Origin of the sequence: Nocardioides sp. (assembly GCF_014360585.1) — a bacterium.
Taxonomy (GTDB): Bacteria; Actinomycetota; Actinomycetes; order Propionibacteriales; family Nocardioidaceae; genus Nocardioides.
Window position 1 is genome coordinate 1 of the sequence record NZ_JACIXG010000001.1, and the last position, 20,588, is coordinate 20,588.

Annotated in this window: 21 protein-coding genes and 1 pseudogene; 11 read left to right on the forward strand and 11 right to left on the reverse strand. The window is 70.4% G+C overall.

From position 1 onward, the window contains the following. Positions 1–92: 92 nt before the first annotated feature. The 8 genes from H5T77_RS00005 to bioB all read right to left on the reverse strand — a co-directional run bounded on the left by H5T77_RS00005 (position 93) and on the right by bioB (position 7,950). A complete protein-coding gene (locus H5T77_RS00005; protein ID WP_292643723.1) occupies positions 93–497 on the reverse strand; it encodes a Fur family transcriptional regulator in 405 nt (134 codons plus the stop codon). After that, positions 484–1,503 carry a metal ABC transporter permease gene (locus tag H5T77_RS00010; RefSeq protein WP_292643725.1) on the reverse strand — a complete coding sequence of 340 codons (1,020 nt, stop codon included), beginning with the start codon at positions 1,501–1,503 and terminating at the stop codon, positions 484–486. The genes H5T77_RS00005 and H5T77_RS00010 overlap by 14 nt, the downstream gene beginning before the upstream one ends. 2 nt (positions 1,504–1,505) lie before the next feature. Next, positions 1,506–2,330, reverse strand: coding sequence for a metal ABC transporter ATP-binding protein (locus H5T77_RS00015; RefSeq protein ID WP_292643727.1), 825 nt, complete (start codon positions 2,328–2,330; stop codon positions 1,506–1,508). Next, positions 2,327–3,349: a metal ABC transporter substrate-binding protein gene (locus tag H5T77_RS00020; protein WP_292643729.1), complete on the reverse strand. Its 1,023-nt coding sequence runs from the start codon at positions 3,347–3,349 to the stop codon at positions 2,327–2,329. The genes H5T77_RS00015 and H5T77_RS00020 overlap by 4 nt, the downstream gene beginning before the upstream one ends. A gap of 11 nt (positions 3,350–3,360) precedes the next feature. Then, the gene (gene bioD / locus H5T77_RS00025) at positions 3,361–4,008 is read right to left on the reverse strand and encodes a dethiobiotin synthase (RefSeq protein ID WP_292643731.1); all 648 of its coding nucleotides are present in this window, start codon (positions 4,006–4,008) and stop codon (positions 3,361–3,363) included. 115 nt (positions 4,009–4,123) lie between these two features. Then, entirely contained in the window at positions 4,124–5,188 is a 1,065-nt protein-coding gene (locus H5T77_RS00030) for an 8-amino-7-oxononanoate synthase (protein ID WP_292643732.1), read from the reverse strand. A gap of 289 nt (positions 5,189–5,477) precedes the next feature. Then, complete coding sequence (gene bioA, locus H5T77_RS00035) at positions 5,478–6,800, reverse strand: adenosylmethionine--8-amino-7-oxononanoate transaminase (RefSeq protein WP_292643734.1); 1,323 nt, start codon at positions 6,798–6,800, stop codon at positions 5,478–5,480. Beyond that, entirely contained in the window at positions 6,781–7,950 is a 1,170-nt protein-coding gene (gene bioB, locus H5T77_RS00040; RefSeq protein ID WP_292643736.1) for a biotin synthase BioB, read from the reverse strand. The genes bioA and bioB overlap by 20 nt, the downstream gene beginning before the upstream one ends. 121 nt (positions 7,951–8,071) lie before the next feature. Between bioB and H5T77_RS00045 the strand changes: the two genes are divergently transcribed. The 5 genes and pseudogenes from H5T77_RS00045 (at position 8,072) to uppS (ending at position 11,692) form a co-directional block, all read left to right on the forward strand. Continuing rightward, a complete protein-coding gene (locus H5T77_RS00045; protein WP_292643737.1) occupies positions 8,072–9,310 on the forward strand; it encodes an alpha/beta fold hydrolase in 1,239 nt (412 codons plus the stop codon). A gap of 66 nt (positions 9,311–9,376) precedes the next feature. Next, a complete protein-coding gene (locus tag H5T77_RS00050) occupies positions 9,377–9,847 on the forward strand; it encodes a hypothetical protein (protein ID WP_292643738.1) in 471 nt (156 codons plus the stop codon). Between the two features lie 40 nt (positions 9,848–9,887). Further along, positions 9,888–10,106, forward strand: a pseudogene (locus H5T77_RS00055) (GrpB family protein); the annotation flags it as partial. A gap of 194 nt (positions 10,107–10,300) precedes the next feature. Further along, positions 10,301–10,960 (forward strand): HAD family hydrolase, encoded by a 660-nt coding sequence (locus H5T77_RS00060; RefSeq protein WP_292643739.1) that lies wholly within the window; start codon positions 10,301–10,303, stop codon positions 10,958–10,960. Positions 10,961–10,993: 33 nt separating this feature from the next. Beyond that, a complete protein-coding gene (gene uppS, locus H5T77_RS00065) occupies positions 10,994–11,692 on the forward strand; it encodes a polyprenyl diphosphate synthase (RefSeq protein ID WP_292643740.1) in 699 nt (232 codons plus the stop codon). Between the two features lie 137 nt (positions 11,693–11,829). Here uppS and H5T77_RS00070 read toward each other — a convergent pair whose 3' ends face one another. Further along, positions 11,830–12,699, reverse strand: coding sequence for an SCO6745 family protein (locus H5T77_RS00070; RefSeq protein WP_292643741.1), 870 nt, complete (start codon positions 12,697–12,699; stop codon positions 11,830–11,832). Positions 12,700–12,872: 173 nt separating this feature from the next. Between H5T77_RS00070 and H5T77_RS00075 the strand changes: the two genes are divergently transcribed. The 4 genes from H5T77_RS00075 to H5T77_RS00090 all read left to right on the forward strand — a co-directional run bounded on the left by H5T77_RS00075 (position 12,873) and on the right by H5T77_RS00090 (position 17,397). Next, entirely contained in the window at positions 12,873–14,273 is a 1,401-nt protein-coding gene (locus H5T77_RS00075; protein WP_292643742.1) for a glycine--tRNA ligase, read from the forward strand. A gap of 158 nt (positions 14,274–14,431) precedes the next feature. Next, positions 14,432–15,067: a hypothetical protein gene (locus H5T77_RS00080; protein ID WP_292643743.1), complete on the forward strand. Its 636-nt coding sequence runs from the start codon at positions 14,432–14,434 to the stop codon at positions 15,065–15,067. 51 nt (positions 15,068–15,118) lie between these two features. Further along, positions 15,119–16,255: a tRNA dihydrouridine synthase DusB gene (gene dusB / locus H5T77_RS00085; protein ID WP_292643744.1), complete on the forward strand. Its 1,137-nt coding sequence runs from the start codon at positions 15,119–15,121 to the stop codon at positions 16,253–16,255. Positions 16,256–16,491: 236 nt separating this feature from the next. Continuing rightward, on the forward strand, positions 16,492–17,397 hold the full coding sequence (locus H5T77_RS00090) for a VldE C-terminal domain-containing protein (RefSeq protein WP_292643745.1): 906 nt from the start codon (positions 16,492–16,494) through the stop codon (positions 17,395–17,397). Positions 17,398–17,519: 122 nt separating this feature from the next. Here H5T77_RS00090 and H5T77_RS00095 read toward each other — a convergent pair whose 3' ends face one another. Together H5T77_RS00095 and H5T77_RS00100 are read right to left on the reverse strand one after the other, a co-directional pair. Further along, the gene (locus H5T77_RS00095) at positions 17,520–17,750 is read right to left on the reverse strand and encodes a hypothetical protein (protein WP_292643746.1); all 231 of its coding nucleotides are present in this window, start codon (positions 17,748–17,750) and stop codon (positions 17,520–17,522) included. Between the two features lie 153 nt (positions 17,751–17,903). Next, the gene (locus H5T77_RS00100) at positions 17,904–18,746 is read right to left on the reverse strand and encodes an SDR family oxidoreductase (protein WP_292643747.1); all 843 of its coding nucleotides are present in this window, start codon (positions 18,744–18,746) and stop codon (positions 17,904–17,906) included. Between the two features lie 95 nt (positions 18,747–18,841). Here H5T77_RS00100 and H5T77_RS00105 point away from each other — a divergent pair, with 95 nt between their 5' ends. Beyond that, on the forward strand, positions 18,842–19,303 hold the full coding sequence (locus tag H5T77_RS00105) for an Rrf2 family transcriptional regulator (RefSeq protein WP_292643748.1): 462 nt from the start codon (positions 18,842–18,844) through the stop codon (positions 19,301–19,303). Positions 19,304–19,325: 22 nt separating this feature from the next. Next, positions 19,326–20,570, forward strand: coding sequence for a deoxyguanosinetriphosphate triphosphohydrolase (locus tag H5T77_RS00110; protein ID WP_292643749.1), 1,245 nt, complete (start codon positions 19,326–19,328; stop codon positions 20,568–20,570). Positions 20,571–20,588 lie beyond the last annotated feature (18 nt).

The following is a 20,588-nucleotide window of genomic DNA, read 5'->3' on the forward strand; positions in this document are numbered from 1 at the left end:
TCGAGACCAACACAGTCCTGTCGGCGCTCGATTCGACTGTGTTGGTCTCGACACGCCTCCGCCTAGCGGCTCCGGCGGCTCGACCAGCGACGTCAGCGGCAGTCGGTGCAGGTGCCGAAGATCTCCAGGGTGTGGGAGACCTCGGTGAAGCCGTTCTCATCCGCCATGGTCCTGGTCCAGCGCTCGACGGCGGGGCCTTCGACCTCGACGGTGCGGCCGCAGCGGCGGCAGACCAGGTGATGGTGGTGGGTGTCGGAGCAGCGGCGGTAGATGGTCTCGCCGTCCTCGGAGCGCATCGCGTCGACCGCGCCGGCCTCGGCCAGCGCGGTCAGGGTCCGGTAGACCGTGGCCAGGCCGACGGCACCGTCGAGGCGCGAGTGGATCTCCTGGGCCGAGTGGAAGCCGTCGTACGTCTTCAACGCCTCGGCCACGGCGCGCCGCTGCTTGGTGGGGCGCAGGCCGGAGGGGTCAGTCGCGAGAGGATCAGTGTTCGTCATAGTGCTCTCCCTCCGCGCCGACGTGCGCCGCGTGCCGGTGGCCGTCGTGGATGTAGTCGACGTGGTCGCCGTGCTCGACCGCGACGTGGCCGCACTTCTCGCCGTGGAGGTGCGGGTGTGCCTCGTCGACCGGCTTCTCCTCGGGCGAGGTCTCCGGGAACGGGGTCACGAGGGCTCGCCTGCGGCGCAGCCAGGCGCCGATCGGCCAGACCAGGAAGAACCCGGCGAGCGCGACCAGCACGATGCTGGGGCCAGGCTGGACGTTGGCGCCGGTGCGGGAGAGCGCGGCCGCCAACGCCAGGCCGCCGACCGAGGCGACCAGTCCGGCGCCCATCGCGCCGAGCAGCGTCATCCGGAACGACCGGGTCAGCTGCTGCACGATCGCGACCGGCACGACCATGAGAGCGGAGACGAGCAGCAGCCCGACGGTGCGCATCGCGATCACCACGCTCAGGGCGGCGAGCACGGCGACCAGGATCGAGTAGAACCGCACCGGCAGCCCGGCGACCTTGGCGTAGTCAGGGTCCTGGGAGACGGCGAACAGCTGCGGCGAGAGCCCGACGCAGAGCACGATCAGCACGACGGAGAGAGCCATCGTCACGAGCAGGTCGTCGACCGAGATCGTCAGGATCGAGCCGAAGAGGAACTCCTGGAGCCGGGAGGCGCCGGTGCCGGCGAGCCCGGTGACGAAGACGCCGCCGGCGAGTCCGCCGTAGAACAGCATCGCCAGGGCGACGTCGCCCTCGGCGTGGCCACGCTCGCGCACGACTTCGATGACCACGGCGCCGGCGACGGCCACGACGACTGCGGTCCAGGTCGGCGAGGTCTGGGTCCACAGACCGATCGCGACGCCGGTGACGGCGACGTGACCGATGCCGTCACCCATCAGCGCCAAGCGGCGTTGCACGATGTAGGTGCCGACCGCGGGAGCCGCGATCCCGACGAGGAACGCCGCGATCAGGGCCCGCTGCATGAACGGCACCGAGAAGAGCTCGAGGAGAGTCATGCCTAGAGCTCCTTCAGCGGGGTCGGGACCGCGGCGTTGGGCGCGGCGGTCGAGCCAGCTGAATTGAGCCCAGTGTCGCAGTGGACGTGGCCGGCGTCGAAGCCCTGGGCGTGGACGTCGGCGTCGGCGAGAGGAGCACCGTCGTACGCCTTGCGTCCGTCACGCATGACGACGGCACGATCGACCAGGGGCGCCAGCGGTCCGAGCTCGTGGGCGACCAGCACGATCGTGGCGCCGTCCTCCTTGAGGCGCCCGAGCGCGCGGGCCAGCGCCTGCTGGTTGGGCAGGTCGACGCCGGCGGTGGGCTCGTCGAGCAGCAGCAGCTCGGGGCGCCCGGCGAGCGCCCGCGCGATCAGCACGCGCTGGTGCTGGCCGCCGGAGAGCTGGGCGACCCCGCGGTGGGCGTACGCCCCCATCCCGACCACCTCGAGCGCCGCTCGGATCGCGGCCCGGTCGGCGCTGCGCAGCGGACGCAGCAGCTTGCGGTGGGTGAGTCGGCCCGAGGCGACCACCTCCCAGACCGAGGCGGGCACGCCGCCGGTGGCGGTGCTTCGCTGGGGCACGTAGCCGACCCGCGACCAGTCGTGGAAGCCGGACAGCGTGCGGCCGAACAGCTCCAGGCGGCCGGCCGAGAGCGGGTTGAGGCCGACCAGGGTGCGTACGAGCGTCGACTTTCCGGAGCCGTTGGCACCCATCAGCGCGACGAACTCGCCGCGGTTGACCGTCAGGTCCACCTCACGCAGGACGGGGCGGCCGGACAGGGCGACGTCCCCGTGCAGGAGCTGCACGGGGACATCGGCGGGAACGGTGCTCCCGGATTTGCTCACTGACAACCGTTGGCCGCCTTCAGGGCGTCGAGGTTCTGGCGCATGAGGGAAAGGTAGTCCTCTCCCTCGGTGTCCTTCGAGAGGCCCTCGATCGGGTCGAGCACTGCGGTCTTCAGCCCGAGGTCGCTGGCGAGGGTGTCGGCGAGCGCGGTGCTGACCAGGCGCTCGGAGAAGATCGTGGTCACGCCGTGCTCCTTGGCGTGCTCGCCGATCTCGGCGAGCTGCGCGGGGTTGGGCTCGGCGTCGGGGGTCAGGCCGGCGATCGGCTCGAACTCGAGGCCGTACTTGTCCAGGTAGGCGAAGGCGTCGTGGGAGACCACGACCTCCTTGATCTTGCACTGCGCCAGGCCGGTCTTGAACTCCTCGTCGACCTTGGTCAGGTCCTCGGTCAGGGACTTCGTGTTGGCGGCGTAGGTCTCGGCGTTGTCGGGGTCGGCCTTGCTGAGAGCGTCGCGTACGCCCTCGGCGTACTCGGCCATCAGCGCCGGGTCGTGCCAGAAGTGGGGGTCGATCTCGCCGTGGTCGTGCCCCTCCTCGGCGTCAGCCTCCCCTTCGGCGTGAGCCTCCTCCTCAGCGTGAGCCTCGTCTTCCGCGTGGGGCTCCCCCTCGGCGGCGTGCTCGTCCGCGTGGCCCTCGTCGGCCTTGCGGAGCTCGACGACCTTCTCGACATCGACGACATCAGCCTTGACGCCCTGCTCGGTCGCGGCGTCGACGGCGGGCTGGAAGCCGTGCTCGGTGAGGATCACGTCGGCACTCTGCAGCGCCGCGGTCTGGTTGATGCTCAGCTCGAGGTCGTGCGGCTCGACGCCCGGCTTGGTGAGTCCGGTGACGTCGGCGAGGTCACCCGCGACCCGCTCCGCGACGAACTCCAGCGGGTAGAACGCGGCTGCGATCTGGACCTTCTCCGAGTCGGAGCCGGAGGCGGAGGACCCGGAGTCGTCGGAGAGGGCGGCACAGCCGGAGGTGAGCAGGAGCGCGCCGGCAGCGAGGACACCGGCAGAGCGGAAAGTGGGGGCCATGAGAACCATTCTCAGTTAAGTTGAGAATGGTTGTCAATTCCTTTCGGGATGCCGAACAGCAGGGGTACGCCGGTCACCCGGGGCAGATCGACGCGGTTGCACCGCTCGGCGAGTCCCGGGTCGCCGGGCCAGGAGCCGATGATCAGCCCGTCGGGCTCGTACCCACGGGCGCGCAGCGCGGCCACGGTCAGCTCGGTGTGGTTGAGGGTGCCCAGGCCGGCCGCGGTGACCACGATGAACGAGGTGGCCGTGCCGTCGGCGAGGAGGGCGTCGGCCAGGTCGAGGAGCGTGCCGCCGTCGGTGTCCAGGCGCACCAGCAGGCCTCCTGCGCCCTCGACCAGGACGAGATCGTTGACATCGGTCAGGGTCGTGATCAGTGGTGCGTACGCAGCCACCGGCGGGATCTCCACCCCCGCCCGCCGGGCGGCGGTGTCGGGCGCGAGCGGCTCCTCGAGCCGAGTCAGCTCGTGGACCTCGACCCCGGTCAGCCGCTGGATCTCGGCGGCGTCGCAGTCGCCGTCGGCGGTTCCGGTCTGGACCGGCTTCACGACCGCGACCTTCTCGCCGTTCGTGCGCGCCCGGGAGGCCAGCGTCGCCGTCGCGACGGTCTTGCCGACTCCGGTGCTGGTGCCGGTGACGATCACCACCCGCCCACTCATGCTGCGCCCCGGGATGCTGACCGAGGTACCTCGGTGTCGATCCACTTCCTTCGTGGAGTTCCACGAAGGAACCGGGCGCTGACCGAGTTACCTCGGTCAGCATTCATCGGCGTCCTCATTCGACTTCACCCACGATCGCATCGATGGCCTTGACAGCCCGGTCCCAGTTCTCGTCGGTGACGCCGGCGCCGGCGGTGACTCGCAACCGGGAGATCCCGTCGGGGACCGACGGCGGGCGGAAGCAGCCGACGCGTACGCCCTCGGCGACCAGGCTCGCCTGTGCCGCGACCGCAGCCTCGGGGGACGGCATCGGCACCGACAGCACCGCGCCGGCGGGGGCCGGGACGCCCAGGGTCTGGGCCAGCCCGGTGACGCGAGCGCGGATGGTGGCGGAGAGGTCCGGGCGCGACCGTGCGATCCGCGCCGCGGCCAGTGCGGCGGCCGTGGAGGCCGGTGCCAGCCCGGTGTCGAAGATGAACGGGCGGGCGGTGTTGACCAGATGGTCGAGGACGGCACGCGGACCCAGCACCGCGCCACCCTGGCTGCCCAGGCTCTTGGAGAGCGTCGCGGTGACCAGCACGTCGGGCCGGCCGGCGAGTCCGTGTCGGTGGACGAGCCCCGGCCCGTGCACGCCGACACCATGGGCCTCGTCGACGACGAGCAGCGCGCCGTGCTCCGCGCACGCCTCGGCCAGCTCCGTCAGCGGCGCCTCATCGCCCAGGACGGAGTAGACCGACTCGGCCAGCACGAGCGTGCGTACGCCGGGCCGTGCCGCGAGCGCGGCCCGGACAGCGTCCACGTCGTTGTGAGGCACGACCGTCAGCTGGGCCCGAGAGAGCCGCACGGCGTCGATCAGCGAGGCGTGGATGTGTGCGTCGGAGACGACGTGAGCGGTCCGGTCCGCCAGAGCGCCGACGATCGAGAGGTTGGCGTGGTAGCCGGTCGAGAACGTCAGCGCCCCCGGCTGGCCGAGCCAGTCGGCGAGCTCCTCCTCCAGGTCGCCGTGGAGCGTCAGAGTGCCCGTGACCAGCCGGGACGCACCCGCACCGCCGCCCCAGAGCATGGCCGCCTCCGCCGCGGCGCGGCGTACGTCCGGGTCTCCCGACAGGCCGAGGTAGTCGTTCCCGGCCAGGTCGATGACGCGGTCGTCGGGCCCGCGCGGCTTCAGGGTCCGGGTCAACCCGGCCGCCTCCCTAGCTGTGGCTGCGTCCGTGATCCAGTCATCCCACATCAGCGATCACTCCAGTCGGTCCGTCGGCCGTGTCCGGCCCCCGTCGGTCGTGCCTGGCTCCGTCGGTCGAGCCGCATTCGTGAGGAACGAACGAATCCGTGTCGAGACCAGCACAGTCGAATCGAGCGCGACGCGAACCGTGTTGGTCTCGACACGCCTCCGCCCAGGGGCTCCGGCGGCTCGACCAGCGGGTGGGCGGCTCGACCAGCGGGGACGGCTCGACCAGCGGTGGCAGTCATCAGGCCACCTCCGCTGCGGCAGCGACGGCGCGGCAGATGCGGGCGAGGTCTTCCTCGCCGGTGACGTACGGCGGCATCGTGTAGATCAGGTCGCGGAACGGCCGGATCCAGACGCCCTCCCGCAGTGCGGCGTCGGTGGCCTTCGCGCCGTCGACCGGGTGGTCGAGCTGGACGACGCCGACGGCCCCGAGGACACGGACGGCGGCGACGCCGGGCGCGCCGGCGAGAGGGGAGAGGCCGGCGGTCAGGGCGGAGGAGACCCGGCGTACGTCCTGCTCCCAGCCGCGTGCGGCCAGCAGGTCGAGCGAGGCCAGCGCCACCGCGCAGGCCAGCGGATTGCCCATGAAGGTCGGCCCGTGCATGAGCACACCCGACTCGCTCCGGGAGATCGCGTGCGCCACCTCGGTGGTGGTCAGCACGGCGGCCAGCGTCAGATAGCCGCCGGTGAGGGCCTTGCCGAGGCAGAGGATGTCGGGGGTGACCTGCGAGGACACGAAGAGATCGCCGGTGCGGCCGAGGCCGGTGGCGATCTCGTCGAAGATCAGCACGAGCCCGTGCTCGTCGGCGATCTCGCGCAGCACCACCAGGCAGCGGTCGTCGTAGACCCACATCCCGCCCGCGCCCTGGAGCCGTGGCTCGACGATGATCCCGGCGAGCTCGTCGGTGTTCTCGGCCGCCAGGCGGCGTACGCCTTCGGCCCAGGCCTCCACGTCGCCACCCGGCGCCGGCGGACGCTCGGCGAAGACCTGCGGGGCCAGGACCTCGGTGAACATCGAGTGCATCCCGCCGACCGGGTCGCACACGCTCATGCACCCGAAGGTGTCGCCGTGGTAGCCACCGCGCAGGGTCAGCAGCCGCGTACGTTCCGGCCTGCCCCGGCCGCGCTGGGTCTGCAGCGCCATCTTGATCGCGACCTCGACGCTCACCGACCCCGAGTCGGCGAGGAAGACGTGCTGCAGGGGGTCCGGGGTGATCGACACGAGCCGCTCGGCCAGCTCGACCGCGGGAGCGTGGGTCAGGCCGCCGAACATCACGTGCGCCATCCGTCCGGCCTGGTCGGCGAGGGCCGCGTCCAGCTCGGGCACCCGGTAGCCGTGGATCGCCGACCACCACGACGACATCGCGTCCACGACCGACTTCCCGGTGGTCGAGCCCGTCGAGACCTGGTCGTCGAGGTGGAGGCGTACGCCCTCGGCCCCGGTGACGAGCCGCACCGGCGCCGGGTCGGTCATCGAGGTGTAGGGGTGCCAGAGGTGCTCGCGGTCGAAGGTGAGGAGAGCCGCGCCCCGGGCTGGGTCCGGATCAGGCGTTGGCAGCGACATCCGTCCCCGCTCCGCGGCGCCGGATCACCGGACCGTCCTGCTCGTCCTGCTCGCGGTGGTCGCCACAGGCGTCGCCGCAGCCGTCACCACAGCTGCTGCCGCAGCCGCTCGCCACGCGGCCGGCGGCCCTGGCGCGATGCTCCTCGATCAGCTCGTCGAACGCGCTCGCGTCCATCCCGAGGATGACGAAGCCGTTGTCGCGCAGCATCTCCAGGTCGGCCAGCGCGTCCTGCCCCTCGGAGGTCAGGTAGTCGCCGAGGAAGATCGAGTTGGCGACCTGGAGAGCGGTGGCCTGCAGTGAGCGCAGGTGCATCTCGCGCCCGGCCGCGATCCGGATCTCCTTGTCCGGGCAGACGAACCGCGCCATCGTCAGGATCTTCACGCACCGGGTGGGGGAGAGCTCCCAGGTGTTCTCGTACGGAGTGCCGTCGAACGGCATCAGGAAATTCACCGGGATCGAGTCGGCGTCGAGCTCCTTGAGCGCGAACAGCGCCTCGACGAGCTGCTCGTCGCTCTCGCCCAGCCCCGCGATCAGGCCCGAGCACGGGGAGAGGCCGGCCTCCTTGGCCTTGCCGATCGTGTCGATGCGGTCGTCGTAGCTGTGGGTCTGGACGATGTTGTCGTGGTTGGACTCGGCGGTGTTGATGTTGTGGTTGTACGCATCCACCCCGGCCGCCTTGAGCCGCTCGGCCTGGCCGTCCTTGAGCAGGCCGAGGCAGGCGCAGACCTCGACACCCTCGTGCTCGTCCTTCAGTGCGGAGGTCATCTCGACGACCTTGTCGATGTCGCGCTCGGAGGGCCCGCGGCCGGAGGAGACCATGCAGACCCGGGTGGCGCCGCCGCGCAGCCCGGCGCCCGCCTGCTCGAGGGTCTCGTCCTTGGTCAGCCAGGAGTACTTCAGGACCGGGGCCTGCGACCCGAGCGCCTGGCTGCAGTAGTTGCAGTTCTCCGGGCACAGCCCCGACTTGAGGTTGACCAGGTAGTTCACCTTCACGGTGTTGCCGAAGTGCTCACGCCGCAGCCGCCCCGCCGCCGCGACCGCGCTCATCAGCTGCTCGTCAGGCGTACGCAGCGCCGCCAGTGCGTCGTCCACGGTGGCAGCCCCGCCGGAGAGGATCCGGTCGGCTAGCTGGTCGAAGGATGTCGTCATGCGGGGCGTCTCCTCGGGGATAACAGAACTGAACGACGTTCAGGTGAACGGTGTTCAGGTTACCTCGTCGGCCGGGCTTGTCGAGACCCCTACCAGGCGACGGTCACCTAGGATCGACTCCGTGCGCATCGAGACGATCCCCGGACTGGTCCTGATCGAGCACGAGATCGAGGTGCCGCTGGACCATCTCGGCGGAGGGTCCGAGACGCTGACCGTCTTCGCCCGCGAGGTGCGCCGGCCTGGGGATCGCGACGACCGCGACGCGCTGCTCTTCCTCCAGGGCGGCCCGGGCGGGGAGAGTCCGCGCCCGATCGGTCTCCCGGCGGTGCCGGGCTGGCTGGAGAGAGCCCTTCAGGACTATCGGGTGATCCTTCTCGACCAGCGGGGGACCGGCCGGTCGACACCGCTCACCGCGATGGCCGGGATGAGCCCGCAGGAGCAGGCCGACCATCTGGCCCACTTCCGCGCCGACTCGATCGTCGAGGACGCCGAGCTCCTCCGCGACCACCTCGGCATCTCGCGGTGGTCGCTCCTGGGTCAGTCCTTCGGCGGCTTCTGCTCGCTGCGCTACCTCTCGACCCACCCCGGCTCCCTGCGCGAGGTGCTGTTCACCGGGGGAGTGCCGCCGGTCGGCCTGCCCGTCGACGAGGTCTATGCCGCGACCTTCGCCCGTACGATCGAGCTCACCGAGCGTCACTACGCCAGGTTCCCCGGCGACCGCGACCGGATGCGGGCGCTGGTCGAGCGCTGCGATTCCGGCGAGATCCGGCTCCCGCACGGCGGCCTGCTCTCGGCGCGTCAGGCGCGCTCCATCGGCAGCCGCCTCGGGATGACCGGCGGCTCCGAGCAGATCCACTACCTGCTGGAGCGCGACCCGGCGGGCCTCGGCTTCGGTCACGAGGTCGCGTCGCTGCTGCCCTTCAGCGGCCACTCGCCCCTCTACGTACTCGTCCACGAAGCCTGCTACGCCGATGCCCAGGCCACCCGCTGGGCCTCTGCGCGCGTCCAGCCCGCGGCGTACGAAACGGACCCCACCCTCTTCACCGCCGAGCACCTCTTCCCGTGGCACGTGAGCGAGGACCCGCTCCTGGCTCCCTTCGCCGAGACAGCGGATCTGCTCGCGGGGCGTGAGTGGCCGAGCCTCTATGACCCGTCGGTGCTGGCCTCGGTCGACGTCCCGTGCGCCGCCGCCGTCTACTACGACGACCCCTACGTGCTCCGCGAGCACTCCCTCGCCACCGCCGAGCTGGTCCCCACCCTGCGCCCGTGGATCACCAACGCCCACCTGCACAACGGCGTCCAGGTGGCCCCCGAGGAGGTCCTGGACCGGCTCATCGGCATGGTCCGAGGGCATGTCTGACGACCGTTCGTCAACGAAGGGCCAACAGCCGCGGCACGGTGCGGCGGCGCCGGGCATCATGGCCGCATGAGTCTGCCCGCGACCGCTTTTCGCACCGCCTCCTTCGTCGTCACGACGGTCCTCGTCGGGCTTGCCTACCCGGTGCTCGCGGGGTTGGCCTACGTCGGTCTCCTGGTCGTGTCCGCGGCCGGCGGCCAGGGAATGGGCGGGCCGTTCGCGGGCCCGTTGCTCGTGCTGCTCGGCGCCGCCTTCGGGGCGCTCTGCGTGGCCATCGCCGCACCCGCGGCGCTCGCAGCGCGGGTCAGCGGTGGACTCGAGGGAGTCCTGGCCGGCTCGGCGGTGCTGGTGTTCCTCACCGCAGGAGCCACCTGGCTGGCCTGGTTCCTCTTCGACCCGCCCGCGAGTCCGGTGATCGCCGCGGCGGTCCTGGTGGCCGCCGCGACTCCGGCGGCGCTCGTCCTCGCGCTCTCCGAGGCCGTCGCCGGGGTGGTGGTCGGTCTGCGCCGTCGGCCGCGGCCTGTTGCTGCCGAAGCCTGATTCGACCTGCGAGGCCCTGGTTCCCGTGAGCATCGAGGTGGTGGCGTACGACCCGGCGTGGCGGGACCGGTTCGAGAAGGTTGCCGCGGTGCTGAGCGGCGCGCTGGCTGACGGCCCGGAGGCCAGCGTCGAGCACGTCGGCTCGACCTCGGTCCCGGGCCTGGCTGCGAAACCCATCCTTGGCATCGACGTGATCGTCGCGCCGGAGGACGTCGCTGCTGCGGTCGCGGCGCTCGAACGCGTCGGCTACCGCCACCGCGGAGCTCTCGGCGTCGCCGGCATGTGCGGGGAAGTGATCGACCTCGTTGCTGCCGTCCCGCCTCATGCGGCACCTCCACCCCTCGCCGAGGCGGCGACGCCTGACCCTGGGGAGGGTTGTCCGAACCTGGCTCGGAAAACCCTCCCCAGGGTGCGGTCAGTTCTTGGGTGCTGCGCACTCATAGGCTGTCGGGCGTGCTGCGCGCGATCATCTTCGACCTCGACGACACCTTGGTGGACCAGGAATCAGCGGCGCGGATGGCAGTTGTCGGATGGGCGGCTGAGCACGGGATTGCTGGAGACGACGTCGTCGCTCGGTGGGACGAGGTTTCCGAGCCGCACTACCTGAGCTACCAGCGCCGGGAGATCAGCTTTCAGGAGCAGCGGCGTGCCCGGGCTCGGGCTTTTCTTGGGGTCGACGTCACCGACGCGGAGGCCGATGAGCTATTCGCCGGTTACCTGAAGAGGTATGAGGCGGAGTGGGTGGCCTTCGGTGATGCCGTCCCTACGCTGCGCCGGGTGCGTGCGGCGGGTCTCACTGCAGTGATCCTTACGAACGGTGACGAGACCCATCAGCGCCTCAAGCTCGAGGTCACCGGTCTTGCGCCGGAGGTCGATCTGCTGGTTTCCACCTCGACGCTGCCCGCGAGCAAGCCCGACCCGCGCGTCTACGGGCTCGCCTGCGAGCGCGCTGGCGTCACGCCCAGCGAGGCGCTGATGGTCGGCAACAGCCTCACCCACGACGTACTCGGCCCCATCGCGGCCGGACTCGATGCGATCCTTCTCGACCGCGACGGCGCCCACCTCGAAGCCGATGTACGTCGGATCGCCACCCTTCACGACCTGACCTGGTGACGCACCCGGGGCTCACGACCTAAGGTCGTGCCCGTGACCGTCGATACGATCGCGCCTCATCTGCTGCCGACCCACGTCGGCATGGTGATGGACGGCAACCGTCGCTGGGCGAAGAAGGCAGGCTTCGCGAACCCGGGCGCCGGTCACGACGTCGGCGCCGACCACGTCGAGGACCTGCTGGGATGGTGCACGCACTGGGGTATCGACCACCTCACCTCCTACGTCCTCTCCGCCGACAACATCCGAAAACGACCGAAGTCGCAGGTCGACCACCTCTTCGGCATCCTGGCCGAGAAGCTCCCGCAGACAGTCGTACGCAGCGACCGCTGGGCCCTCCACGTCTCCGGCGACCTCTCGCTGCTCCCCGGTGACGCCGCCGAGGCGCTGCGCGCGGCCGAGCGTAAGACCGCCGACCGCCCGGCCCACCTCACGATGGCGATCGGCTACGACCCGCACGGCGACATCGTCGAAGGCATCCGCCGCGCCATCGCCGCGGGCGCCACCGAGATCGACGAGCAGGCCATCACCGCGGCGCTGCCCGGCGGGCCGATCAAGGAGATCGACCTCGTCATCCGCACCAGCGGAGAGCAGCGCCTCTCCGGCTTCTTCCCCTGGCAGACCGCAAAGGCCGAGATCGTCGTCAGCGAGAAGCTCTGGCCCGACTTCACCGAGGCCGACTTTGCCGAAGCGCTCAGGTCCTACGCTGTCGGACGGTCGAGCGCCGCGAGCTGACCGCCCGTCCCGGCCATGCCTGGCAACTACCGCGCATATGCATGAAAGTGACGCCTCGGATCCGCCTTCGGGGCGTCAGAACCCCACATGTGCGCGCTTCTGGCGCAGGCGGCACGTGGCCCCGGCCCCGTCGCCGGTCACCCATCGAGATCGTCGAGCTTCAAGCCCATCGGTGACTGCTGAGGGATCTCCCCGGAGGCGACGACGGCCTTGGTCAGCGGCAGCAGCAGAGTGATGAGGTCGTCGACCTCGGCCGGCTCCAGGGCGGCGTAGGCAGACGCGGCGAGCGCGTCGGTCCGTGACTCGATCCACGACTTGGTGTCTTGCCCGGCTTCGGTGAGCGAGCGGCCGTCGTCGGTGACGAGCCCGCGGGAGCGCAGCGAGGAGACGAGGGAGGTCCATTCGGTCTCGTGGATGTTGCGGGAGGTGGCGTAGACCGACGGGGAGGCGCCGATGGCGAGCGCATGGAACACGTGCGACTCACGGCCACCGATGCCGGCGGCGAGCAGCGAGGCCACGTGGCCGTCGCCGCGGTGCTCGCGAAGCAGGGTGGCTGCGTCCCAGAGAGCGGTCAGCGGGTCGTCGGCGACCGGGAGCGAGCGGAGCGCGGCGTAGAGGGCGCGTCCCTCCGGCGGAGCGGCGAGAGCCGCCCGGGAGGCGAGGCCGGCAGCCCGGGCGACCTCGTCGGAGTCGGCGAGCGGGCCGAGCTGACGGCGCAGGGCCGCGACGGCTCCGGTCTGCCGGGCGGCATGCGCGACCTCGGGCGGCGCGAAGCCCCACGCGTCGGGCAGTGCCCGCGAGACGTGGGAGAACGCGAAGTTGTAGAACACGGCGTGCACGACCTCGGCCGGAACGGCCCCCAGCGGCGCGGAGCGGGCGGCGAAGTAGCCCATCCAGTAGCCGCGGTAGCCGGCCTCCTTGAGCAGCGTGACCGGTTCGGGCGAGAAGTATCCCACCGCATGGATCGGTTCGAGCAGCTTCCACAGACGACGCGCGTTGGACTCCATGCCGAGTGACGCTATCGGCACTCGCCCGATCCGCGGAGCGATTTCGGCCCGGCGAATTGGCCCAGCGGGCGGCGTACATAACAAGATGACACCGCGGATAGGATTTCCGCAGATCCCCTAGCACCGAGGCCCGGCAGCCGGCCGGGGCTCGCATCGAGCAGAGAGCATTCATCGTGGCAAAGCCGCCAGCATCCACCCTTGACCTCGTCGTCTCCCTCGCCAAGCGGCGCGGATTCGTCTTCCCCAGCGGCGAGATCTACGGCGGCACCCGGAGTGCCTGGGACTACGGCCCCCTCGGTGTCGAGCTCAAGGAGAACATCAAGCGCCAGTGGTGGAAGGCGATGGTCCAGCAGCGCGACGACGTCGTGGGCCTCGACTCGAGCATCATCCTGCCGCGTCAGACCTGGGTCGCCTCCGGCCACGTCGAGACCTTCAACGACCCGCTGGTCGAGTGCCAGTCCTGCCACAAGCGCTACCGCTTCGACCACCTCCAGGAGGAGTACGCGGAGAAGAAGGGCATCGAAGACCCTGACACGGTCGTCATCAACGAGGTCGTCGCCTGCCCCAACTGCGGCACCCGCGGCGCCTGGACCGAGCCGCGCGAGTTCTCCGGCATGCTCAAGACCCACCTCGGTGTCCTCGAGGACGAGTCGGGCCTCCACTACCTGCGTCCCGAGACCGCGCAGGGCATCTTCGTGAACTTCGCCAACGTGGTCACCTCCACCCGCCAGAAGCCTCCCTTCGGCATCGCCCAGACCGGCAAGAGCTTCCGCAACGAGATCACGCCGGGCAACTTCATCTTCCGCACCCGCGAGTTCGAGCAGATGGAGATGGAGTTCTTCGTCAAGCCGGGCGAGGACGAGGAGTGGCACCAGTACTGGATCGACGAGCGCATGCGGTGGTACACCGACCTCGGCATCAACCCCGACAACCTGCGCCTCTACGAGCACGCCCAGGAGAAGCTGAGCCACTACTCCAAGCGCACCGTCGACATCGAGTACCGCTTCGGCTTCACCGGTAGCGAGTGGGGCGAGCTCGAGGGCGTCGCCAACCGCACCGACTTCGACCTCGGCACCCACATGAAGCACTCCGGCCAGGATCTGCAGTACTTCGACCAGGCCAACAACGAGCGCTACCTGCCCTACGTCATCGAGCCCGCGGCCGGTCTGACCCGTGCGCTGATGACCTTCCTCGTCGACTCGTACGCCGAGGAGGAGGCCCCCAACGCCAAGGGTGGCGTCGACAAGCGGGTCGTGCTCCGTCTCGACCACCGGATCGCGCCGGTCAAGATCGCCGTGCTCCCGCTCAGCCGCAACGAGGCGCTCTCGCCGAAGGCGAAGGCTCTCTCCGCCGAGCTGCGCGCCAACTGGGCCGTCGACTTCGACGACTCCCAGTCGATCGGCAAGCGCTACCGCCGCCAGGACGAGATCGGCACGCCGTACTGCGTCACCGTCGACTTCGACACCCTCGAGGACAACGCGGTCACCATCCGCGAGCGCGACACCATGAAGCAGGAGCGGATCCCGCTCGAGGGCGTCAGCCGCTACTTCGCCGAGCGCCTGATCGGGGCCTGATCGGGCCCGAGGGCCAGCGCGGGCCGGCCACCGTTACCGCGTCGTAGCCTCTCATGGGACATCCTGTCGCACGATCTGAAACAGAAGTGCGGCAGGATGTCCCCATGCAACGAGCGGGGTCTCTACGTGTCGCATCCGTCACGGGTGTGGTGATGGCCATGTCACTGATGGGGTGCAGCGGCACCGCGCCGAGGACGAACGCGCCCAAGGCGTCCGAGAGCGCCTCGGCATCGGCTTCCGCCTCGCCGTCGGCCTCGGCCTCCGCCTCGCCCACCGCCGGCGCGCTCACCGAGCCCGGCGCCGACCGCAGGCTCGGCGAGACCGCGACGGTGGAGTGGACGCCCAAGGAGGGCATCGACGGCAAGCTCTCGATCACCGTCGACAAGCTCGAGTCGACCTCCTACAAGCAGACCTTCTCGGGCTGGAAGCTGGATGAGGCGACGCTGGCGCGTGCCCCCTACTTCGTCCGCGCGACCATCGAGAACGCCGGCGACACCGACCTCGGTGGCTACGACGCTCCGTTGTGGGGTCTCGACGACGAGGGCAGCCTGGTCGAGGCCGCCGCGTTCAAGGAGCCGTTCAAACCCTGCGCCGTCAAGACGCTCCCCAAGCCGTTCGCCCCCGGCGCCAGCGTCGACATCTGCCTGGTCATGCTCGTCCCCGACCAGGGCAAGCTCGTCGGCGTGAGCTTCCGGCCGTACGAGGAGTTCGACCCGATCACCTGGCAGGGAGACCTGACGCCGTACGCGGCGCCCAAGGCCTCTAGGTCGCCGTCAGCCTCGTCGACTTCTTGACGCCGACCGCTTGATTTCGTACGGCACGCGGCTGGCCGGACAATAGGGGTCATGTCCCTCCCCGGCCCCCTGAAGCTCGGCAGCCTGACCGTCGACTCCCCTGTGGTGCTCGCGCCGATGGCCGGCGTCACCAACGCCGCCTTCCGGCGCCTGTGCGCCGAGCAGGGCGCGGGTCTCTACGTCTGCGAGATGATCACCTCCCGCGGCCTGGTCGAGGGAGACCAGCACACCAAGGACATGCTCGTCTTCGACGAGGCCGAGACCGTACGCAGCGTGCAGCTCTACGGCACCGACCCGGTCTACGTCGGCAAGGCGACCGAGATCCTCTGCGGCGACTACGGGGTGGCGCACGTCGACCTCAACTTCGGTTGCCCGGTGCCGAAGGTGACGCGCAAGGGCGGCGGGGGAGCGCTGCCCTACAAGCGCGGCCTGCTCGGTGAGATCCTGGAGCACGCCGTGCGCGCGGCAGCGCCCTACGACGTACCGGTGACGATGAAGACCCGCAAGGGCATCGACGACGCTCACCTGACCTACATGGACGCCGGCCGGATCGCCCAGGAGAGCGGTGCGGCCGCGATCGCGCTGCACGGACGCACGGTGGCCCAGGCCTACTCCGGCACCGCCGACTGGGACGCCATCGCCGAGCTCGCCGCCTCGGTCGACATCCCGGTGCTCGGCAACGGCGACATCTGGGAGGCCGCCGACGCGATCCGGATGGTCGAGGAGACCGGCGTTGACGGTGTCGTCATCGGCCGCGGCTGCCTCGGACGCCCTTGGCTCTTCCGTGACCTGGTGGCCGCCTTCGCCGGCGAGAAGGTCAACGTGCTGCCCAATCTGGGCGAGGTGAGCGACATCATGCGGCGCCATGCCGAGCTGCTCTGCGAGCACATGGGCGAGGAGCGCGGCTGCAAGGAGATCCGCAAGCACATCGCGTGGTATCTCAAGGGCTTCGGAGCGGGCGGCGAGCTGCGTCGTACCCTCGGGCTGGTGAACAGCCTCGCCGACCTCGACGAGATGCTCGCCAGGCTCGACCGTAGCGAGCCTTTCCCCTCGTCACAGCTGGGTGCGCCGCGCGGGCGCCAGGGTGCGCCGCGCGACAAGGTGGTCCTTCCGGAGGGGTGGCTGGACGACGCCGACGGGCGTGGCTGCGGGTTCGCGGAGAACGTCTCGGAGACCTCCGGCGGCTGAGGCGCCGGCCCTGTCCGGATCGCCCCGAGAGGCCATCCGGCGGCGTCGGAGTCAGTCGATCGACAGATACAAAAGTACGCAAAAACTCGGTAAGGGAATTGGAATACCCCTCGGCGTGTGTGCTGTACTCATTGCCGCGCCCGGGCCCGAAGGCAACACAGTCCGACGAGTTTCACCCGCTGAAACCGTGGGAGGTGCTCGGACGCAGACCATGTAGTCGAGCAAAGGATTTGCGTGTGGCCGGCAGCCATAGAGGCGACACTCGGGCCGTCCGTAAGACCAAGTCGATAGTTGTCAGCGCAGGGGTCGCCGTTCTCGCGACCGGCGCCGCAGTCGGTGCCGGAGCCGCGTTCGCGGAGCCGACCTCGTCCTTGGTCGCCAAGAGCGCAGGCGCATCCTTGACCTCGTCCAAGGCCAACGTGCCGAGCACCCGTGACGACGCCCGCGTCGCCGGGGACCGGCGGGAGACCGTCGTCAGCCGTGACGGAGGCAACCGCGAGTCGGTCTCCTCCGTCGAGACGCTGACCAAGGGTCCCGAGCAGGTCGAGACCGGCACCGTCAAGGCGCTCAAGCGCTGGACCGAGGAGACGCTCAACCTCTGGTCGGCCTACGGCAAGCACGCCGCCCAGAAGGGCGAGATCGAGGCCGGTGAGGTGGTCTACGCCACCGGGCGCACTGAGTCCGGCCGCGACGAGATCATCTACGACGGTGAGGTCGCCTGGGTGACCACCGGCAACCTCAGCGACGAGAAGCCCGAGACGACCGGCGTCGCCGCCGGCGTCAGTGCCGCTGCGTGCGGCGACTCCTCGGTCGAGAGCGGCCTGGTCTCCGACGCCGTCACGGTCTACCGCGCGGTCTGCAACGCCTTCCCGGAGGTCGCCTCGATGACCGTAGGCGGCTGGGACGCCCACGGTGAGCACACCTCGGGCAAGGCGCTCGACTTCATGACCGGCGACAAGGCGCTCGGTGACGCGATCGCCGCCTACCTGCAGAAGCACGCCGCGGCGCTCAACCTCTACGACGTCATCTGGTATCAGCGGATCTGGACTCCGGTGCGTGCCTCGGAGGGCTGGCGTTACATGGAGGACCGCGGGTCCTCCACCGCCAACCACTACGACCACGTCCACGTCTCCACGAACTGATTCGTCGATCTCGACAGCGTTCGGCCCGGGCTCGAAAAAGCCCGGGCCGAGTCGGCTCGTCCCGAGGTTGATCCCTGCCGAGTCGGCGCGTCATGACGAGCCGACTCGGCAGGATTGACGGCTCAGAGGACCGCGCCGCGTGGCGCCACCTCCACCGCGGCGACCCCGCGCGCGTACAACAGCAGCAGCCGATCGCCGTGTCGGCAGCGGAGGACGCCAGAGTCGCTCGCCAGGACGAGGGCGACGTGGTCGATCGCCTCGGCCTCGCTCGCCGTCTCGGGGTCGTCGTAGGTGACGTCCATGCTGTCGCCGCTGACGAGCCGGACGCGAAGGACGATGCCGGCCCTGGTCACAGGCCGACCTCTCGTGACGAGGACTCGGACAGGGGAGTGGGGCTGTGTGACGTCGACATGAGGTCCGCCTCTCGACCGGGTCGAACGGCGTCCGGTTGGAGGCCTCGTCTCCGGTCAGTCACCCCAAATCTACTGCGAGCGCAAGCCTCGATGTCAGACCAGCGCGCCCAGAGGCGCCGGGGTGCGGCCACCGACCCGCTCGACGACGTCGGTGACCGTGGCGAGCTTTCCGAGGCGGGTCGCGGTGCCGAACGAGGTGAGCAACGGGGCGAGGAAGTCCGGGAGCCCGGCGGAGAGCAGCCCGGCGGTGTAGGCCTCGTCATCGACCTGGACGACCTCGACCGGCTTGCCCGACTGCTGCCCGGCGAGCTCGGCCAGGTCGGCTGCGGTGTAGGCCCGCGGGCCGGTCACGTCGTACGCCTTGCCCTCGTGTCCCTCGCCGGTCAGCACCCCGACGGCGACCGCGGCGCAGTCGGCGCGGGTGACGTAGGCGGCGCCGCCGTCGCCGACGTTGGTGACCAGCCGTCCGCTCGCGGCGGCCTGGGCGACGGAGTCGACCTGCATGTCGGCGTAGAGGTTGTTGCGCAACATGGTCCAGGCCAGCCCGCTCTCGCGCAGCGCCTCCTCGGTGGCCGCGTGGTCGGGGACGACGCCCGCGGGGTTGTCCGGGGTGGGCTCGGGCACCGAGGTGTACGCGATGTGGCGCACGCCCGCCTCGGCAGCGGCGTCGATCGCGGCGCGGTGGCCCTCGACGCGGGCGCCGACGATGTCGGTCGAGATCAGCAGCACGCGCTCGACGCCGGCGAAGGCCTCGACCAGCTCGTCGGGCTTGCCGAAGTCGGCGGCACGGACGTCGGCGCCGCGCGCGGCGTAGTCGGCGAGCTTGGCAGGGTCGCGGGTGAGGAGCACGACCTCGGCGGGGTCGACGGTGTCGAGGAGCTGGTCGGCGACGAGGCGGCCGAGCTGGCCGGAGGCACCGGTGATGGCGATGGTCATGAAGGTGGTCCTATCGATGAGCGAATTTTGTAGCCACGGTGATGACAGTTCCTCAAATGTAGCCATCGCGATGGCAATAAGGCAAGATGGGGGTTATGGCCACTCCGACGAACACCCGTTTCGCGGTGGCCGTCCACGTCCTGGCCTACCTCGCTTCCTGTGCGGCCGTGGGACGGACGAGACCGGTCAGCTCCGACGAGCTGGCGGGGAGCACGGCCGTCAACCCGGTCCACGTGCGCAAGGTGCTCGGGCCGCTGCGTACGGCCGGTCTGGTGCGGTCCCGTCCCGGCGCTCATGGGGGATGGGAACTGGACGCTGACCCGGGGGCGGTCAACCTCGCGCAGGTGTGGCAGGTGCTGCAGGGCGATGACCCGGTCCTCGGCATCCACGGACCCAATCCCGCCTGTCCGGTCGGTGTCGGCGTCCAAGGTGCGCTGACCGACCTCGACCGCCGCGTCGCCAAGGCCGTTCTGGCCGAGCTCGAGGGCATCTCGCTCAACGACGTCCTCGACGACTCCGGGTTCGATCCCGCCGCCCACACGCAGTTCCTCTGCTGACCCAGCGATAGCCTCTCGGACTGTGGAGCTATACGGAGCCGCGGACCGCGAGCGAATCGTCGCCGAGCCGCCCAAGCGGGTGGCGGCGCCGGAGCGCACCCAGTTCGAGCGCGACCGCGCGCGCCTGGTGCACGCTGCCTCCACCCGACGGCTCGCTGCGAAGACCCAGGTCGTGGGGCCGCAGGCCGACGACTTCGTACGCAACCGGCTGACCCACTCGCTCGAGGTCGCCCAGGTCGCCCGGGACCTGTCGCGGGCCCTGAACGGGCCGGACTCGCCGCAGCCCGACATCGCCGAGACCGCGGCCCTCGCGCACGACCTGGGACACCCGCCGTTCGGGCACAACGGTGAGAACGTGCTCGCCGAGCGGGCAAAGGGGATCGGTGGGTTCGAGGGCAACGCCCAGACGCTGCGGCTCCTGACCCGGCTGGAGGCGAAGACCTTCGACGCCGAGGGCCGCTCGGTCGGGCTCAACCTGACCCGGGCGACGCTGGATGCCTGCACGAAGTATCCGTGGGGATTCGGGGAGCGCGCCGGGTCGAAGTTCGGCGTCTACGAAGACGACCGGCCCGTCTTCACCTGGCTGCGTGCTGCCGGGGCCGGGCAGCGGCAGTGCGTCGAGGCTCAGATCATGGACCTCTCCGACGACGTCGCCTACTCCGTCCACGACGTCGAGGACGGCATCGTCGCCGGCAAGATCGACCTCGCCCGGCTCGACCTCGACGGTGTCGCCGAGACCGTGGCCGACTGGTACGTGCCGGGCTTCGACCGCGCCCTGGCTGAGATGGCGATCGCCGACCTCGCGGCCGCCGGCTGCTGGATCCCGGACGGCGCTGCCTATGACGCCTCTCGCCGTTCCCGCGCCATGCTCAAGAACCTGACCTCCGACGTCATCGGCCGGTTCTGTGGGGCCGTGAAGGAGGCCACGTACGCCGCCGGCGGCGGCCCCTACGCCCGCTTCGGTGCCGACCTCGTGGTGCCGGAGCAGACTCGTCTGGAGATCGCGTGGCTGAAGGGCATCGCGGCGCACTACGTGATGCGCACCGACGAGCGGGCCGCGAGGATGGATCGTCAGCGCAACCTGCTCGGCGAGCTGGTCGACCACCTCGTCGCCACCGGCCCGGACGATCTCGACCGCCAGTTCGCCGACGACTGGCGGGACGCGCCCGACGACGCGGCCCGGCTCCGCGTCGTGATCGACCAGGTCGCCTCCCTCACCGACATTACCGCGCTTGCCTGGCACGAGCGGCTCTGTCGGCGCTCCTGAGGCCTCTTGTAAGCACGT

Excerpts from the sequence above, each read along its gene's own strand:
- H5T77_RS00005 (WP_292643723.1), bottom strand. The coding sequence starts at position 497 with ATGACGAACACTGATCCTCTCGCGACTGACCCCTCCGGCCTGCGCCCC.
- H5T77_RS00010 (WP_292643725.1), bottom strand. The coding sequence starts at position 1,503 with ATGACTCTCCTCGAGCTCTTCTCGGTGCCGTTCATGCAGCGGGCCCTG.
- H5T77_RS00020 (WP_292643729.1), bottom strand. The coding sequence starts at position 3,349 with ATGGCCCCCACTTTCCGCTCTGCCGGTGTCCTCGCTGCCGGCGCGCTC.
- bioD (WP_292643731.1), bottom strand. The coding sequence starts at position 4,008 with ATGAGTGGGCGGGTGGTGATCGTCACCGGCACCAGCACCGGAGTCGGC.
- bioA (WP_292643734.1), bottom strand. The coding sequence starts at position 6,800 with ATGTCGCTGCCAACGCCTGATCCGGACCCAGCCCGGGGCGCGGCTCTC.
- bioB (WP_292643736.1), bottom strand. The coding sequence starts at position 7,950 with ATGACGACATCCTTCGACCAGCTAGCCGACCGGATCCTCTCCGGCGGG.
- H5T77_RS00050 (WP_292643738.1), top strand. The coding sequence starts at position 9,377 with ATGAGTCTGCCCGCGACCGCTTTTCGCACCGCCTCCTTCGTCGTCACG.
- H5T77_RS00070 (WP_292643741.1), bottom strand. The coding sequence starts at position 12,699 with ATGGAGTCCAACGCGCGTCGTCTGTGGAAGCTGCTCGAACCGATCCAT.
- H5T77_RS00080 (WP_292643743.1), top strand. The coding sequence starts at position 14,432 with ATGTCACTGATGGGGTGCAGCGGCACCGCGCCGAGGACGAACGCGCCC.
- dusB (WP_292643744.1), top strand. The coding sequence starts at position 15,119 with ATGTCCCTCCCCGGCCCCCTGAAGCTCGGCAGCCTGACCGTCGACTCC.
- H5T77_RS00100 (WP_292643747.1), bottom strand. The coding sequence starts at position 18,746 with ATGACCATCGCCATCACCGGTGCCTCCGGCCAGCTCGGCCGCCTCGTC.
- H5T77_RS00105 (WP_292643748.1), top strand. The coding sequence starts at position 18,842 with ATGGCCACTCCGACGAACACCCGTTTCGCGGTGGCCGTCCACGTCCTG.